Here is a 15,763-nt window from a genome sequence, read left to right as displayed (position 1 = left end):
TGGAGAGAAGATATGGGATTTTTGATTCCATATCTTCTTGACAGGGGAGCCTTATGGTCATTGAAGCAGCGAATGCATGCCCTAAAGTTTAGCACCAGAGGTAATTGTTTAATAGAGTGTTCATTAATAAACTAAAAACCAAGATTATGCTAAAAAGCGATCTCAAGGGCAAAACGGTGTTAATCGCCGGTGGAGGAAAAAATCTGGGCGGCTTGCTCGCTCGCAACCTGGCAATGAAAGGAGCTTCCAAGCTTGCTATTCATTACAACAGTGAAAGTTCCCGGTCAGAAGCGGAAGCAACACTTGCAGACGTGAAAGCTGCCGGGGCAGAGGGCTTCCTGTTTCAAGGAGATTTAACCAAGATTGGCAACATCACCCGATTTTTTGATGAGGCCATAGCTAACTTCGGAGGAGTTGACATTGCGATCAACACCGTTGGAAAAGTGCTAAAGAAGCCGTTCAGCGAAACCACCGAGGAAGAATACGACAGCATGGCCGACATCAATTCGAAAGTGGCTTACTTCTTTATCCAGGAGGCAGGCAAGAAGTTAAGTGAAAACGGCAAGATATGCACGATCGTTACCTCCCTACTGGCGGCATACACAGGCTTATATTCTACGTATGCCGGTCAAAAAGCTCCTGTGGAGCACTATACGCGCGCAGCTTCCAAAGAGTTTGGGGCAAGGGGTATTTCCGTAACGGCCGTAGCACCTGGCCCGATGGACACTCCGTTCTTTTACGGTCAGGAAAGCGACGATGCGGTTGCCTACCATAAATCGGCCGCAGCACTCGGCGGATTGACCGACATTAAGGACATTGCCCCCTTGGTGGAGTTTCTGGTATCCGAGGGTTGGTGGATTACCGGTCAGACTATATTCGCTAACGGCGGATACACAACGCGGTAGAAATTAGTTTGAGACAGGGTTCCAGGATCGTTTATGAATATCGCGAAAAGGCTTGAAAAACGGAAGTATGAACTGCTGTTATTAGTACTGGTGCAGCATTTATTCGTCGGTATTTTCTTGCCTAATCTCGATTTTATACCCGGGTGGTCTGGCCGGTGAATATTGATACTAGGTGTCGGCAGCGTTCTTACTTTTGCCGGCAAACACAGCTGGGAACATTGGATACGTAACTTACATTTCGTAGCCATCCTGTTGCTCCCGGCCGGTATCCCGTTTTTCAAGGATGTCCACTGGTACTTTACCTTGCTCAATATCAATTATGTGGTCTTCTTTTGCTTTCTACTTGCCAAATTGCTCAGTCTCTTGATAAAGCCCGGTTATATTAATACCGACATCATTTCCGCCGCGGCTTGCGGCTATTTATTACTAATAGAAATTTCCGTTTTCTTATTGCAGTATTTCCAATATCAGGACCATCGGGCCTCCAAGGGGATCGACACCTCTTCGCCCGCACACACTTTTATCGATCTTGTGTATTTCTGTTCTATTATCTTTACCAGCATCGGTTTTGGGGCATCACGCCCAACCTGCCTGCCACCAAGCTGGTTGCCGCATTCATCGGTATTGTCGGGCAGTTTTATACTGTTGTGCTGGTGGGCCTTCTGATCAGTAAATTTTCTTCCGACAGTCAATAACCCAATGAACACATCCAGCCATTATAACCTATACCATTTCATCCCCTGGACACGGACGAAAATCTACAAGATGCTTTTGATAAGCAGCGTTCCGACCACATTATTCTATTTTCTGGATTGGAAATGGCTGGCCCTTCCCTGGGTGCCGGTGGCGCTGCTGGGTACGGCCACAGCGTTTATTTCCGGGTTTAGAAATACGCAGACCTACAACCGGAGCTGGGAAGCAAGGCAAGTGTACGGAGCAATCATCAACAGTAGTCGTGCGATGGGAATCATGGTCAGGGATTTTCTAAGGACACCCGAAAAGGCAAGTGAGGCGGCCCTTCACCGGCAGATTGTTTACCGACATCTGGCCTGGCTTACCGCGCTGCGCTTTCAGTTGCGCGAAACCAAAAGCTGGGAAAACGTAAAAACCCGCAGCTATAACCGCCAGTATCTGAGGTATTACAAAGTTCCGGAATGGGAAAGCACGCTGGACCAGGAGCTGAAAAGTTTTTTGAACTACGAAGAACTGCAGCACATCCTATCCACTAAAAACAAGGCGGCACAACTCGTTGCGATGCAGTCTGCACAGCTCAGAACGCTCAATGAGCAGGGTATGATCGGTGATTTTAGCGACGTGGCACTGGAAAATATGCTCAAAGACCTGTACGATCAGCAGGGCAAATGCGAACGCATTAAGAATTCTCCCTATCCACGCCAGTTTTCCAGCATCAATTTGTACTTCACCAATATGCTTTGCCTGATGCTGCCGTTGGGATTTATTGGCGAGCTTTCCAAGCTGACCGACAAGCTGGGAGATAATATCGTCTGGCTGGCCATACCGCTCAGCGTTTTGCTAGGCTGGGTCTTTTTGGTCTTAGAGCAAATCGGCGAGTCTACTGAAAACCCATTTGAAGGTAATGCGAACGACATCCCGATTACTCAGATTAGCCGTAACATAGAGATAGATCTCAGGGAAATGCTGGGCGAGAGGGAGGTGCCCCAGCCATTGGTAGCAGTTAACAACATTTTGATGTAGGCAAGTCTATGCCCGTTGGTTCGGGAGCTTAAATCATTTATTCCAAAAGAACATGAAAAATCAACATCTTGAAGCCGTTCGTCGGGGGTACCCTAATGCGATGACTTCCATCGACACCATTGATCGCCTGCTGGACGTCATCGAAGAGCATGTCATTCTGGTCGGTGGCATTTTTATCAACGGGGATCGGGATGTGGGGTCGTTCTGCCGATATAAGAAGTTCGACTATATTGATCTAGATACCAGCGGGCGGAGAAGCCTAATGGAAGCTAAGGCGAAGATCAGACGAAAAAAATATCAACAACATTCCTATGCCGCTTAGAGGGCTACATCTAAATGTATTGACATACTGTGATGCTATTCATCAACCTTATTTATTTCTGTGCAATAACAACGCTCGCCGCGGCGGGCGATCCGTTCGTTAAGCATGTATCACACCCTGCATTAAATGAAATACGTCCCACAGAAGGGGCGGGATATTTTTTTGCTTTACAAAAAGTGCCTTTGCATACAAGACAATACATATTCACTGCTGATCCGTTGAAAAGGGCCATTTACATTGATGAAAGCCAAAGGGTGCCGCTGAGCTACACCATGACATTGAAGAACGGAAGAGGGTTTGATATGTATTTCTCCGGGGCCGATTATAGCGTAATATTGTCAGTTAAGCAGGAAACAGTAATTGATCAACAAACAAGTGAATACCAGGCTAGTTTGATTGTCTGGCGCGGACGGTTTAAACGTAAATATGCCGTACACGGAATATTAAACAAATGATCTGGCGAGTTGGCAATTACCCTGTGCTATTTTCTATTAAAACATACTAGTGCTGATTAATATTAATTTAAACAGTTTTATTTTATGGGTCTATTATCATTTATTAAAGGAGTTGGTGAGAAAATCTTCCAGAAAGACGAAGCTGGCACGGCGTCGCACCCTGCGGAAGTTGCCGAGCCTCTGCGTGCGAGTGCTCTGCTCGCGTACATAAAGTCGCTGGGGCTTCCTTATAACAACCTCAGTGTAAAAACTTCCCAACACGCCGTGATCCTGGAAGGGAATGTAGCCTGGCAGGAGGATGCCGAAAAAATTGCGCTGGCTGTCGGTAATGTAGAAGATGTAGACTTGGTTGACAACCGTATCGAGGTGGTTGCGCCCACTGCGGCTGCCCGGTTCCATACCGTTGAAAGAGGCGATACGTTCTCAAAAATCGCACAGACTTATTATTATGGCAATATGACCCAATACCCGGTCATTTTTGAGGCTAACAAACCTATGCTGAAAAACCCTGACCTGATCTACCCTGGGCAGACGCTGAGGATCCCCGCGTTATAAACAGGCTACTTTTGCGAAGGTCTTACATAAATCCAATTACTATGACAAGTGTTTTGGTATCGATTCCGATCGGAGGTCTGGCAGGTTGGCTTGCCGGCAAAGCATTCAGCCGTTTTTCGCTATTCTTGTGGGTTCAGATTTTGCTAGGTATGGCTGGAGGGGTTGTAGGTGGGTGGTTGTTAGGGAATGACCTTCAGACGGTAGTAGGATTCCCCGCGATTATTTCCAGGTGCTTGACTGCATTTATCGGGGCAATTGTTATTCTGGGTGTAGTTGGATTAATCAAGGGGAATAAACCTGCGTAAAAGGGCACCCGTAATAACTTCGGAAAAAAACACAAACTCACTAAAATGTAAAGCAGTTTGGTGAGTTTATGTCATATGCTGATCCTTGCGCAAAACATCAGGCCCTTATGCAATGTCGCCAGCTTTTGATGGTTGATTTGTATTGTAAATCAATTGCTTTCAGAGGAACTGTTGAGTTGGCCGGGCATTTGATTTTTTATTTCTTTGGGTTTTTTGCCGTACGCCTTTGCGAATTCTTTGCTGAAGTGTCTGCTATCTTCAAACCCGATGATGGCGGCTACTTCACTTACGTTGTATATCCCCGTCTCCAATAGCTTTTTAGCTTCGCCGAGCCGGATTGTTTTCGTGAAATCATTAACCGTAATCCCGGTGAGTGATTTCAGTTTTCTATAAAGCGCGGATACGCTCATGCCGGCCTGAAAAGCCAGCTCATTAACACCAAACTTCGGATCGGAAATGTTTTCAATAAGGAGTGCTCTGAGCTTGCCGATAAATGCCTCGTTCACGTCCCGGGCAATACTGTTTGCGGCACCGTCCACCAGTACCGACTCCCGGTAGCGCGCTCGCAGCTCGTCGCGTACGCGGATCAGGTTGTTGATTTTCAGTTCAAGAATCCGCGGGTCGAATGGTTTGGTGAGGTAGTCGTCTGCGCGCGATTCGAGTCCTTCGATCACGTGCTCGTTCTGGGTTCGGGCGGTAAGCAGTACCACCGGAATGTGCGCTGTGGCTATATTACTTTTCAGCCGGCTGCATACTTCAAGCCCGTTCATTTCCGGCATCATCACATCGGACAGCACGATATCCGGCAAATGCTCGTTGGCCAGTTCCAACCCGCGCACGCCATTCTCCGCTTCTATTATGTTGAAATCTCCTTCAAAAAGGTCGCGTATAAACACCCGCAACTGGTCGTTATCTTCGATGATGAGGATGGTATTGGCCTGCTTTCCTCCTGCCACCTGGTTGCTGGCCGGTAAGGCCATCGCCTCGGTCAGCATGTCTTCCGTATATAATTGACCGTTAATGGCTATTTGTTCGGGGGCGAAGTGCAGGTTTTCCCGCAACATGCGGATCGTCAACGTGGTGCCGCCGGCCGAAGCCTCGCCGGGTGCCGCAATCCCATTTAGCGCGTGGCCGTTATGTAGGCGGCTTTCGGCCGTTAGGTACCCGTGGTGCTGCTCGACGATAGCCTTGGAAAGCGCCAGTCCGATGCCGTAGCCTGGTTTTTCGGAATCCGCCTGGTAGTAGTAGGTGAAAAGTTTTTGCAGATGTTCCTGCGACATACCCTTCCCATTGTCCTCCACCGTAATTTTCACTTCGTTGGAAGTCTCGGTAATGCGCACCGCTACCCGGCCGGCTTCATGGGTGAATTTATAGGCGTTGCTCAGCAGGTTGTAAAACACCTTCTGCATCTGGGCGATGTCAAACCACAACAGAACCGGCGTTTCCGGGGCTGTCAGCACGGTTTCGATACCTTTTTCCTTGGCCATATGCTCGAATGCGGCGATCACGCTCTTGATGATCTTCATCAGGTCGTGTTCACGCACCTGCAAGGGTGTGCCGCCACTCTGGATTTTGCGGAAATCGAGCAGTTCGTTCACCAGGAGCATGAGCCTGTCGGAGTTTGTACGTGCGTAACTGAGGTAGTTTTCGTTGTTTTTGCCCTCGGTGGCCTGCTGGTAGGCCTTTTCCAATGGCCCGCTGATCAGCGAAAGGTGCGTACGGATTTCGTGCGAAACGTTGGTGAAAAAGTCGAGTTTGACCTGGTTCAATGCGTTTTCCCTTCTGAATGAGCTCCGGATCCAGAAGAAGCGCGCAATGGCATATACGACGCCGGCCGCCAGCAGTAGGTAGGCCAGGTAAGCCCACCACGTCCGCCACCAAGGTGGCAGCATGTTGATTTTAACTTGAAGCGGTTCTTTCGTCCAGATACCGTCGCCATTAGCCGCCTTGACCTGGAAAATGTAGCTGCCTGACGGGAGGTTCGTATAGGTAGCCGATGGCGTTTTTACATAGTTCCAGTCCCGGTCGATGCCTTCTATTTTGTAGGCATAACGGTTCACGTCCGATCGCACGTAATCCAGCAGCGCGAAGTCGAGCGTAAAAATGCTCTGGTCATGCCGGAAGGTGATTTCCTTTAATTTTTCAACCGGTACAGGAAGAATACCGGTACTGTCGCGCACCCGCACCGTTTTGTTGAATAATTTCAAAGAGCTGAGAACAATAGGGGCGGGGCGGTTGGGGATGGATATAGTGGTAGGATCGAAACTGAACATGCCTATGTTGGTCACGAAATAGAGATGGCCGTTCCGGTCGGCCGTTCCGGCGCCCTGCATCAAACTCCCTTTCGCAGGCAGGCCGTCCTGCCCGCTGTACGATTGGAGTGTCTTTTCCTTGGGATGGTAGCGATATAACTTCGTATACGCATTGATCCAGATGTAGCCCTTGCTGTCGGGAACCACGTCAAGCGCGCCATCCTGCGGAATATCGGCATTCAGCTCAAACTGGTTTTTTTCGGGATTGTAGCTTAGTACCTGCATCTCACAAGCGGCCCAAATCGTTCCCCACTTGTCTTCATTCACACGCCATGAGATGACGAACTCCGAATTCGAACGAATTTTTTCAATGGCCGGACTGGGTGCTTTGGCTGCTTCCGGTTTGATCCGGTATAGCCCGGCCTTCCCGCCGATCCAGATATTTCTGCGCGAATCCTCGAAAATTGAGGTCGCATAGTTAACCGTTGGGGCCCTTGTGAAGGTGCCGGTTTTTTTGTCGAACAGGAGCAAACCATAAGCTCCTCCTACCCAAAAATGCCCGTAACTATCCTCGGTGATCGCGTAAGTCCGTGTTTTTCGGAGTTCTGGCTGTCCCGGGACCGACAGGGGGTAATGGCGGTAGATGCCCCGTCTGATATCGAAACTGGTCAATACGGCCTTGCCACCAGCCCAAAGTACTTCGTTTTGATCGATATAAAAAGCATAATAATCTGCCCTGCCGTCTAGTTTCAGTGGAAATGTCTCGGATTTTTTGCCTGCTACGTCGAAGAGGAGTAGTTTTTGCAGATCGTCCGAAACGCTCCACATGCGATTCGTTTTACTTTTTCCGATCCACGCATTCACGAACGAGCCAGCGCGTGGGTCTTCGGGGCTGAATGGCCAGCGTTTAAAGCGGGGGGAGTTGAGGTGTACGTAGTTGATCCCACCATAGTAGCTTCCCAGCCAAAGTCCGCCCTGGTTGTCAATATAGGCAGCGTATAGTGAATTGTCGGGCAGGCTCTGCGGATCGCCGGGCCGGTTTACATACCAATCCACCTCCCCGGTCGACGGGTCGAAATGGGCCAGGCCTGAGTCCGTGGCAAGCAGCAATCTGCCGCGTCCGTCCGAAATAATGTCCCGTACGACCGGCATGCCACCGGCTGTGTTTTTCACACTGCCAATAGTCTTGAAAACTTCGGTTGCCGGGTCGAACCGGATCAGTCCGCCGTTGCTGTTTCCCAGCCACACCGCACCATTGTTATCTGTGAAAATAGTCAGAAATTCGTTTCGCAGCGGTTCGGGTGCAGATGGCGGCATCCGGTATAGTTTGGGTTTATCACCGTTGACCGGCATTCTGATCAGCCCGTCGGCCGAGCCCAGCCAAAGCGTTCCGTCTTTGCCTTCGGCCATGCATTTGATTTCAAGCGCAGCGCCCTTGAATTCATTTTGCAGGTGGCGGGATACGCTAACGGATCCCTTACGGGTAACAATGCGGGTAAGCCCATGCTGGGTCCCTGCCCAGACTTGTTTTTTGCTATCTTCCATCACGCAGTTAACCCACTTGTGGGATAGCGAATTAGCGCGGGTCGAATCATATTTAAACTGCGTAATATGGGCCGTACTTGGATCATAGAGCGTTAATTCTGAGCTATTACCTGCCCAAATTCGACCCTGTGAGTCGCATATGATGTCCTTAATGTCTGTAAAGACCTGCTTTCCGGCTGGATCCGTCAGGTAGCGGGTCAGGCTGCGGGTGTCATACCGGATCAGCCCGTTCTGCGTACCAAACCACATCAGGCCGTCTTTGCCCTGCGCAATGGCAAAGACGCCGTTGATCGGCTCTTCTTCTTTTTCTGAAATGTTTTTAAACGGCTGCGCTCTCGTACGGCCGAAACAGGCAAAAATAGCAATCAGGCTAAGCAGGATACTTTTATAACTGGTCATCAACGAAGCGCACTTGGGTAGAGACGAATGCTCTTGCAAAATTATGCAAAGGTACAACTTGTGACGTATAGACCCAGTATAGTTTTCACAATGTCGTCGCACCGGATCAGATGAAGCGCTTGATCTTAAAGCCAGCATTCGCGAAATTTATTCGCAAAACACTGGTCTAAACAATGCTGCTTGGGCACATTAACCTGCATTGTTCCGCATTCGTATAATTATATGCGTTAGTTGAGCCAGATGGCATTGATCAGATGCTCATTTCCTACGGTGCTTTTTCCAATACTTCTGCCAGGTCGATTACGTTGTTGACCTGTGTCTTTTTTAAAATGTTGGATTTGATTGTGCTTATTGTTGATATTTTTCTGCCCATTTCTCGGGCAATATGCAATGGGCTTGGTCCTCTGACCAGGAGATTGACAACCTTGGTTTCTGTCTGGGTTAGCAGCGGCTTTTTTCTGGAACGGACCGGCGGGGGAGTAATCATCAATTCAATCGCTATTTGCATGTTGATATAAATCCGGTTGGCAGACAGAGCTGTAATACATTCCCCAAGCTCACTATCGGTGAAATCGTCGGGAAGGTATCCGCTGATTTTTTCCCGGAAGAAGGCAATAATGTTGGGAACGGGTTGCTGGTAACCGTAAAGAACAATCTTGCATGTCTCTTGTAGCAATCGTAATTTTTTGATGTTGTGGATGATGGTTTTGTCCGACATATTTCTGACGCTGATCATGAAGTAAATGGAGCTTCCAACTTGTCTATCCAACAGCGAGTCAGCAAACAAATCGTGCTCCGAAAATCTGCATTCCGGTATCATCAATTCGACCCTCGATCGGATGCCGGCTCTATACATTGGCCGATTGTCGACAATGACCATTAAATAATCTTCCTGGATGTTATGGCTCATGTTTGTGAGAGGTAGTGTTGATGAAATCGTAAAGGATTTTACATTATCTGCGTCCGAACTGTGTTTTTTTGTTGGCCCAAATTGTCGCTTTATTTCCTAAGGTATGGGAGGCTAAATTGCCATTTTGGTCTGTTTTTTTATTCAAACAAAAAAATCAAAGTGTATGCAAAGATTTCTGAACAGGAGACAGTGATGGTTTTCTGAGCAGTGAATCATGGATATTTTAGTCAGCCCGAGATGGTGGGAAATCTTGCCTATTTGGTGGGGATTTTGTGTTTATGTCCGGTTTGTGCCTATAACCCATTGATAGCAAGTGGGCATTGAGCTAAGTTTGTGCATCGTCGTCAGAAGCCACATTAGTGGTTCTACTGATTTGCTCGATATTACAATAGTTGACTGCCAGGTGTGATCCGACCACTTATTCGCCAATGCCGTTCATCAATTGTAATCCCATTTTTTAGTACAACTTAATATGTATCGGAAGTGTTATGAATTCGGAAGACAGGAGACCGGTTCTGATTATTGACAAAAGTATTGCTCGGAATAGTTTGGGAAGTGAGGCGTTGGCTAAAAATTTCCATCTGATGGAAAGTAATAATGATGAAGAGGGTCTTGCAATGGCCAGGGAATTAAGGCCTGACGTGGTGGTCTGTGATATTTCTGACCCGTCGCGAGGCGGACTGTTGATATGTCAGAAATTGAAATCTGACGCGTATACGGGCCATGTGTCTATTATTTTGCTGGGGCCGATTGAGTATCGGACTGTCGGTTTGCAGGCCGGTGCCGACGGCTATATTTCAGTGCCATTCGATAGCCACGTACTGATGCTAAACATAGAAAACATGATTCGGTTACGGGATGCCATGCGCGACAGAGCTGTACAGGAAATGTGGGTCCAATCGGAATTGGAAGGGATAAGTGGCCGGTTTATTACAAAATTGGAACAAATGATATTTGAAAATATTTCTGATCCCAATTTTGGTGTTAAAGAAATGGCCTTTCAAATGGGTATAAGCGTTTCTGTTCTTTATCGTAGGCTTAGATTTCTTAAAGGTATCACTGTAAATGAGTTTGTTAAGAAAATTCGAATGCAAAGGGCGATGAAGCTGTTGGAGGCAGGAATCTATCCGGTTAATGAAGTGGCCGCATCAATCGGTTATGAGGATAGCAAATATTTTAGCAGGGAATTTCGGAAATTCTTCGGTAAAACTCCAATGGAGGTGAAGCATCGTATCAATGCGCAATGAAATGACGGTTTTGTGTCTGCGGTAAAATAATTGGATAAAATATTGCCGATGGTTCGGCATACGTTGAGTAAAAGATCACCCTTCCGGATTCCGGAAGGGTTGATTTGTAAACTTAGCTGGTGATTAATGGACTGTACTCCAGGAGCTTATCGGATAGGTTTGAACGCTATTTTTTCTAAATTAACTTTTTTGTGAAACAGACGAGTCGTCCGGCATTTGGATCTTGAATAGGTATGCTCCATTCGGAAGAGACAGGATGTTAATGGTCTTCTTGTTTTACCATCGCTGTTGTGGCCTTCTATCAATGTGCGCCTGGAAATATCCAGAACTTTAATCACCTCTGATCCATTTTATCCGTCTATGGTCAATTCGTCCGTGGCGAGATTTGGGTAAGCGTATACATTGGTGCTATTTTCAGACGCCACTGCTCTGATCTGACTATAAGTATCTGGCCAGGGTCCATGCCCATCAATTAGAAAGCGTCCGCCTCGGTGGGTCTTTCCAGCACCCTTACGCCGGCATCCCTGATCAAGTGCACGGCCGTATACTGCCTGGTGCGCTCGGCTACCAAAGTCGCGAGATCTTGCTCTAAAAGTCCTTCGGGCTAACGCAAGCCGAGCCTGATCACCCTATATTTTCCTTCTGGTTCTCCGAGCGTATTACCTCGATTAAAAAATGTTCACATCCACTTGCGGGACCTTCACCCCACGCTTTTGGATGTCGATCTCGATTCGGAAAGGCTGTTAAAAGCGAATAGACTGAGAATTCAAGAGCGCCGCGGCAAACATATCCGGATAATAGCATTTCACCCAGCAGGAGATATATGCTCAAGCGCAAAGCGGGCGTGCGGCTTTCGAGAAATCCGTATTTTGCGACACCTTCCAGTTGTTTAAAAATGTGCCTTGCATACTCTTCTGTATAGCCAGGACCGATCATGCCATCGATCAGCTTCTTTTTCAACTGTGTGACAAGTCCGTTGAGTTTGAGAATGTCGAGTGCGTGCCAACAAAGGCCAAGTCGGCCGACAGGCAGGAGGCGAGGTAACCCCTTTGCCACGGTTCGAAGGCTATCGTCCTTATCGGGATGCCATTATAACGCACATTCATTACCCGGTCAATGAATAAACGTACTAACCATTTAATTCCTGCTTCTATGATGCATACTGAAATCTATCAGAAACCGGTTGGTTCTGACCAAATCCTGATTATCCAAAAAAGCCTGCGAGAGAGCGGTTGTTTGCATACCGGTGACGTGGCTCACGGAATGAGCCCAGACCAGCACAATCGTTTTTTTACGGATGAATTGCTAGGTCCTTCCCGCTTGCTAACAAAACCGCCATTAGATTGCATTCAATCCGGCAGGCGTTCAATGCAATTTCCACCAGATAGGTCGTGAGACTGAGTTGAAGATAATAAAACACCTTTCAGGCATTGCCAGAAAGGTGTCATAAGTCTAAATCAAATGTGGTCAGCAGTCTGAAAAGTCGACTGCTAACGGCGTTTTCTTAATTAGGCAGCCATGGCATTACCAGACAATGAAAGTATGTTAATAGACCTGGCCATTCTCCGAAACTGTTTTCCAATCGGTGCTCGGCGCTACTACTTCTTCTGTATTGATCTCACAAATGATCATTTACTCACCACAAGTTTGAGTATTTCTCTGCTTCCGTCAGTTTTCTCAATGTGCACCAGGTACAGGCCGTCTGCGAGGCCTATTTTAATATCTTCACTGGACAAGGTACCTTCATTCTCCCACACCGTTGTTCCTGCCGTGTTTAGGATTTTCACCGATTTTATTTTACTGAGGTCAATCTCTTTGAGAACAAAGCGGTCGGACGCGGGGTTTGGATAAAGCGAAACATGCCCGGAATTATCAAACTGCAAAGTGCGGATCGAACTCATGGCAAACGTTCCGTCCTTGTCCACCATCTTTAGACGATAGTAATTGAATCCACCGTTTAAATCAGCATGTTCGTAACCATAATCCTTGTGTGCGCTACTCTCTCCCTCTGCATTTACTCTGCCCAGTGCGGTCCAGTGCTTAGCGTCGATGCTATGCTCCACTTCGAAGTAATCGCTGTTCTCCTCTTGGGCCGTACTCCAGGCCAATCTGGCCACATTGCTTTCTAATTGCGCAACGAAGTTAACCAGTTTGACCGGCAGCGGCTTTTCCCAGCTAATCGTATAACTGGCAGGTGTAGGATCTACTACCCCGGCTGCATCAACATAAGCATACTCAAAAGTAGTGCTGGTATAACCTGTACCGGTAAGTATGACACTAAACAATGAGGGGTCAGGAAACAAAACGCCATTGGCTACGTCTGCCGCTGATACCAGAACAGGAGACCCAGAACCATTGTACCACAATTCTCCTTGAGTTGGCAACGAAGTAATCACCACACCCCTTGGATCGTTTGTAGTGCCTGCGCTACCGGTATATACACCATCTTCGGGGTCGTTACCTGCCGGCAACGGACTGGCTATGCCATTGAGCGAAACTTCATCGTTTACAGCTGGCTGACCGGTCAAAACATGAGATAAAGGGTTAGTATTAGGCTCCTGGTCAATTCCAAAGTTTACCGGATTCGTGGTGGTGCCGGCTGCTACCGTACTTAAATCTCCAATGGGTAAAAGACCTGTCTGGTTTACTATGTCAACAGAAGTGGTACCACCGCGGTTGGTGCCGGTGTAGTGGTAGTTGTTCAGCGGCGTATCTCCCGCGGTAATATTCGTGCCGGGAATTTGGCTGCTATTTGTTAATGCTATGGAATAACTGCCCGATGCTGTCAGAACACTTTTGGGTATCTCCAGGTTGTATGAACCGTCCGGCTGTATTTCTACCGACGCTATTACGTTACCGGAAGGGTCGAGTAAATTGGCCCACAAGCCATTGGCAACACCGCCTTCCCCTGCGTCGGTTACACCATCGCCGTCAGCATCTATCCATATCTGGCCGGGAATATTTATTGCCGGACCACAAACCCGGTTAATGATTACATTATCTGTGCTTGTGCAGCCTCCCAACGGCGAAGTAATCTGCCACGAAAATTCATAATTGCCTTCCTCGGTCAAACCCGTAACGCTGGTGGAAGGGCTGGTTGGATTTGTGAAAACAGGGTTGGATCCTGCTGGTGATGACACCACCACCCATTCTCCGCTGCCTGCACCGGGAGAATTTCCCAGCAGGGATACCGTGGTTGGGCATAGAATGGATACGTCACTACCCGCATTGGCATTGACCAGGTTCTCTACATGTATGGTAAAGGTATTGGTAAGCGATGTCCCTGAACAAGCATATTCCGCAGCCAAAAATGCACCTATTGAACTACCAGATGTGGGTGCTGCCGTGATACTAAACACATAGTCTCCGGCAGTGGTCAAATTACCGATCGTGGTACTGGTAAGCGTGGTTGCGCGTTCGTTGGATGTACCAAAAGTCGGATTTCCGGAGCCGGCCGGCTTGGATACCACAGTAAAATTGTAAACCCCTGAAAAATCCTGAAAGTAACTGCTGTTAACCACACCCTGGTAAACTGCCGGCAGAGGGATATTTGCGGATATGGCTCCGGTTCCCGGATAGCAAACGCTCTGGTCGGCCACTGCTACATCTGGTCTGCTGCTGTCTGAAATATGGATGTAGTAATTCTGAGTTCTTCCGCAGGTTCCCGAGAAGCTTGTAGTGATAGTGAACTTATAAGTTCCAACCTGCCAGCCACCTGCTGGAGGGGTCACTGTGGCTACTCTGTTTGCTGTTCCGGTACCACTCACAACTATGGAAGCGGGAGCACCGCCCGGAGGGTTGATGCCAGTGGAGGTAACCGCTGTTGTAACGTTCGCGGCATTATCCAGAGCGTCGACATCAAAGTAGAATGTTTCGGGCATAGTAGAACCCACTTTGTCGCTGCAATGCAGCTCTCCGCCGGATGCTCCGGCAGCATATGCAACCATCTGTTCAGGATGCCCGGCAACCTGGAAGTTAACCCGATGTGGTTGGGTGCCCGTATAGGTAAAAGCAATTTCAGGTGTTGTGTAGTTACCGCAGGTATTGCTTACTGTTAAAGTAAACCGGTACAACCCGTCAACATTCATACCATTGAAGTACATTCTTCTCACATCGTCCAGGCGGTTAAAACTGATATTACCCCCTGCCGGCTGAACAATTGGATTTACAGTGATGGTTGTGCCATTGGCCACCGTCCCGGCCGAACCAGCGTAATTGGTATTGAAAAGAGGTGAAGCCGCTAGCAGGTCAATAAAATCGTCTGTCGATTCAGGAGTACGGCATACTGTTTTTGTTGCAGGTGGAACGATTATCGGATTCGGAACAAATCTTACCACCGTAGTGTCTTCGTAACTGCAAAGGCCATCGTTCGAAGTTATCTTCAAAATAGCCCAATAGGCAGGGTCTATTGGGTGATTCGCTTTGTTGGTCAGGGAAAAAGTGGGGGTTGAAGAAGTAGTGCTGCTGAATTCAGAGTTTGTGGATACTGTAGTGCCAAACCTGTTTCTGCTAAAAATATTCACTGACCTCCATTGTCCGGTAAAGCCGGCTGGTATTACACCTGCCAGGGGAGTTGTACCTACTGTGGCACAAATACCGGTAACGTCCGGCCCTGCCGTGAAGGAAGCGGGTCTCGCACGCGCGGTAATGGTCACCTGACTGGTCGCAGTTCCTGTACCACATGCGTGGCTCAGTTGAAATACATAGTTTCCGTCCACTGTCATACCTGTGACATTGGTGGTGAATTGGGTGGGTGACGCAATCATTGGAGTAACGGGCCCGGAAACAAATGTCCAGGTAGGCCCCCCGGGGCCTGCGTTGTTTTCAATCCCTCCGACCAGGGTTGTACTGGACCCGCAAACAAGAGCGTTGCCACCAGCATTTACACTACAGTCCTGCGCAAGTAGGAGAGACGGAATTAAGAGGCCCAAAAAAACTGCGATGACAAAAATCCTCCCTGCCGGGGATGTACCGGACGTTCCCGAAGGATTCAAGCGAGTAAATCGATGTTTCATGGTTGTTGATTTGGATAAAGTTCATAAAAGTGATGAAATGGATTATTGAAGAGCCCAGAGCTGGCCCCATAGCGTTGAAATCTGGTAGCAGTCGGTTTCTCCGACTGCTACCAGCATTTTCGTAATCAGTTACTAAG

Annotated in this window: 11 protein-coding genes; 7 read left to right on the top strand and 4 right to left on the bottom strand. The window is 48.1% G+C overall.

The window, feature by feature from the left end:
• The first annotated feature begins 146 nt into the window (after nucleotides 1-146).
• From AAHB90_RS30415 to AAHB90_RS30390, 6 genes are all read left to right on the top strand, one after another.
• Entirely contained in the window at nucleotides 147-905 is a 759-nt protein-coding gene (locus AAHB90_RS30415; RefSeq protein WP_342089085.1) for an SDR family oxidoreductase, read from the top strand.
• 699 nt (nucleotides 906-1,604) lie between these two features.
• Nucleotides 1,605-2,621 carry a bestrophin family protein gene (locus AAHB90_RS30410; protein ID WP_342089084.1) on the top strand — a complete coding sequence of 339 codons (1,017 nt, stop codon included), beginning with the start codon at nucleotides 1,605-1,607 and terminating at the stop codon, nucleotides 2,619-2,621.
• Between the two features lie 52 nt (nucleotides 2,622-2,673).
• Complete coding sequence (locus AAHB90_RS30405) at nucleotides 2,674-2,943, top strand: hypothetical protein (RefSeq protein ID WP_342089083.1); 270 nt, start codon at nucleotides 2,674-2,676, stop codon at nucleotides 2,941-2,943.
• 29 nt (nucleotides 2,944-2,972) lie between these two features.
• Nucleotides 2,973-3,398: a hypothetical protein gene (locus AAHB90_RS30400; protein WP_342089082.1), complete on the top strand. Its 426-nt coding sequence runs from the start codon at nucleotides 2,973-2,975 to the stop codon at nucleotides 3,396-3,398.
• An 84-nt stretch (nucleotides 3,399-3,482) separates the two neighbouring features.
• Nucleotides 3,483-3,953: a peptidoglycan-binding protein LysM gene (gene lysM, locus AAHB90_RS30395; RefSeq protein WP_342089081.1), complete on the top strand. Its 471-nt coding sequence runs from the start codon at nucleotides 3,483-3,485 to the stop codon at nucleotides 3,951-3,953.
• 41 nt (nucleotides 3,954-3,994) lie between these two features.
• Entirely contained in the window at nucleotides 3,995-4,258 is a 264-nt protein-coding gene (locus AAHB90_RS30390) for a GlsB/YeaQ/YmgE family stress response membrane protein (RefSeq protein ID WP_342089080.1), read from the top strand.
• A gap of 149 nt (nucleotides 4,259-4,407) precedes the next feature.
• On the opposite strand, the gene AAHB90_RS30385 is transcribed toward AAHB90_RS30390, so the two are convergent.
• The gene (locus AAHB90_RS30385; protein WP_342089079.1) at nucleotides 4,408-8,454 is read right to left on the bottom strand and encodes a hybrid sensor histidine kinase/response regulator transcription factor; all 4,047 of its coding nucleotides are present in this window, start codon (nucleotides 8,452-8,454) and stop codon (nucleotides 4,408-4,410) included.
• A gap of 265 nt (nucleotides 8,455-8,719) precedes the next feature.
• The gene (locus AAHB90_RS30380) at nucleotides 8,720-9,364 is read right to left on the bottom strand and encodes a response regulator transcription factor (RefSeq protein ID WP_342089078.1); all 645 of its coding nucleotides are present in this window, start codon (nucleotides 9,362-9,364) and stop codon (nucleotides 8,720-8,722) included.
• A gap of 488 nt (nucleotides 9,365-9,852) precedes the next feature.
• Between AAHB90_RS30380 and AAHB90_RS30375 the strand changes: the two genes are divergently transcribed.
• Nucleotides 9,853-10,611, top strand: coding sequence for a helix-turn-helix domain-containing protein (locus AAHB90_RS30375; RefSeq protein ID WP_342089077.1), 759 nt, complete (start codon nucleotides 9,853-9,855; stop codon nucleotides 10,609-10,611).
• 624 nt (nucleotides 10,612-11,235) lie between these two features.
• Here the strand turns inward: AAHB90_RS30375 and AAHB90_RS30370 are convergent.
• Both AAHB90_RS30370 and AAHB90_RS30365 read right to left on the bottom strand, forming a co-directional pair.
• A complete protein-coding gene (locus AAHB90_RS30370) occupies nucleotides 11,236-11,571 on the bottom strand; it encodes a hypothetical protein (protein WP_342089076.1) in 336 nt (111 codons plus the stop codon).
• Nucleotides 11,572-12,239: 668 nt separating this feature from the next.
• Entirely contained in the window at nucleotides 12,240-15,377 is a 3,138-nt protein-coding gene (locus tag AAHB90_RS30365) for a T9SS type A sorting domain-containing protein (protein WP_342089075.1), read from the bottom strand.
• Between the last annotated feature and the right edge of the window lie 386 nt (nucleotides 15,378-15,763).

The organism is Dyadobacter sp. OTU695 (genome assembly GCF_038440355.1).
Taxonomy (GTDB): domain Bacteria; phylum Bacteroidota; class Bacteroidia; order Cytophagales; family Spirosomataceae; genus Dyadobacter.
Note: the sequence above shows the minus strand (reverse complement) of the source record. Positions and strands in the feature narration are given on the sequence as shown.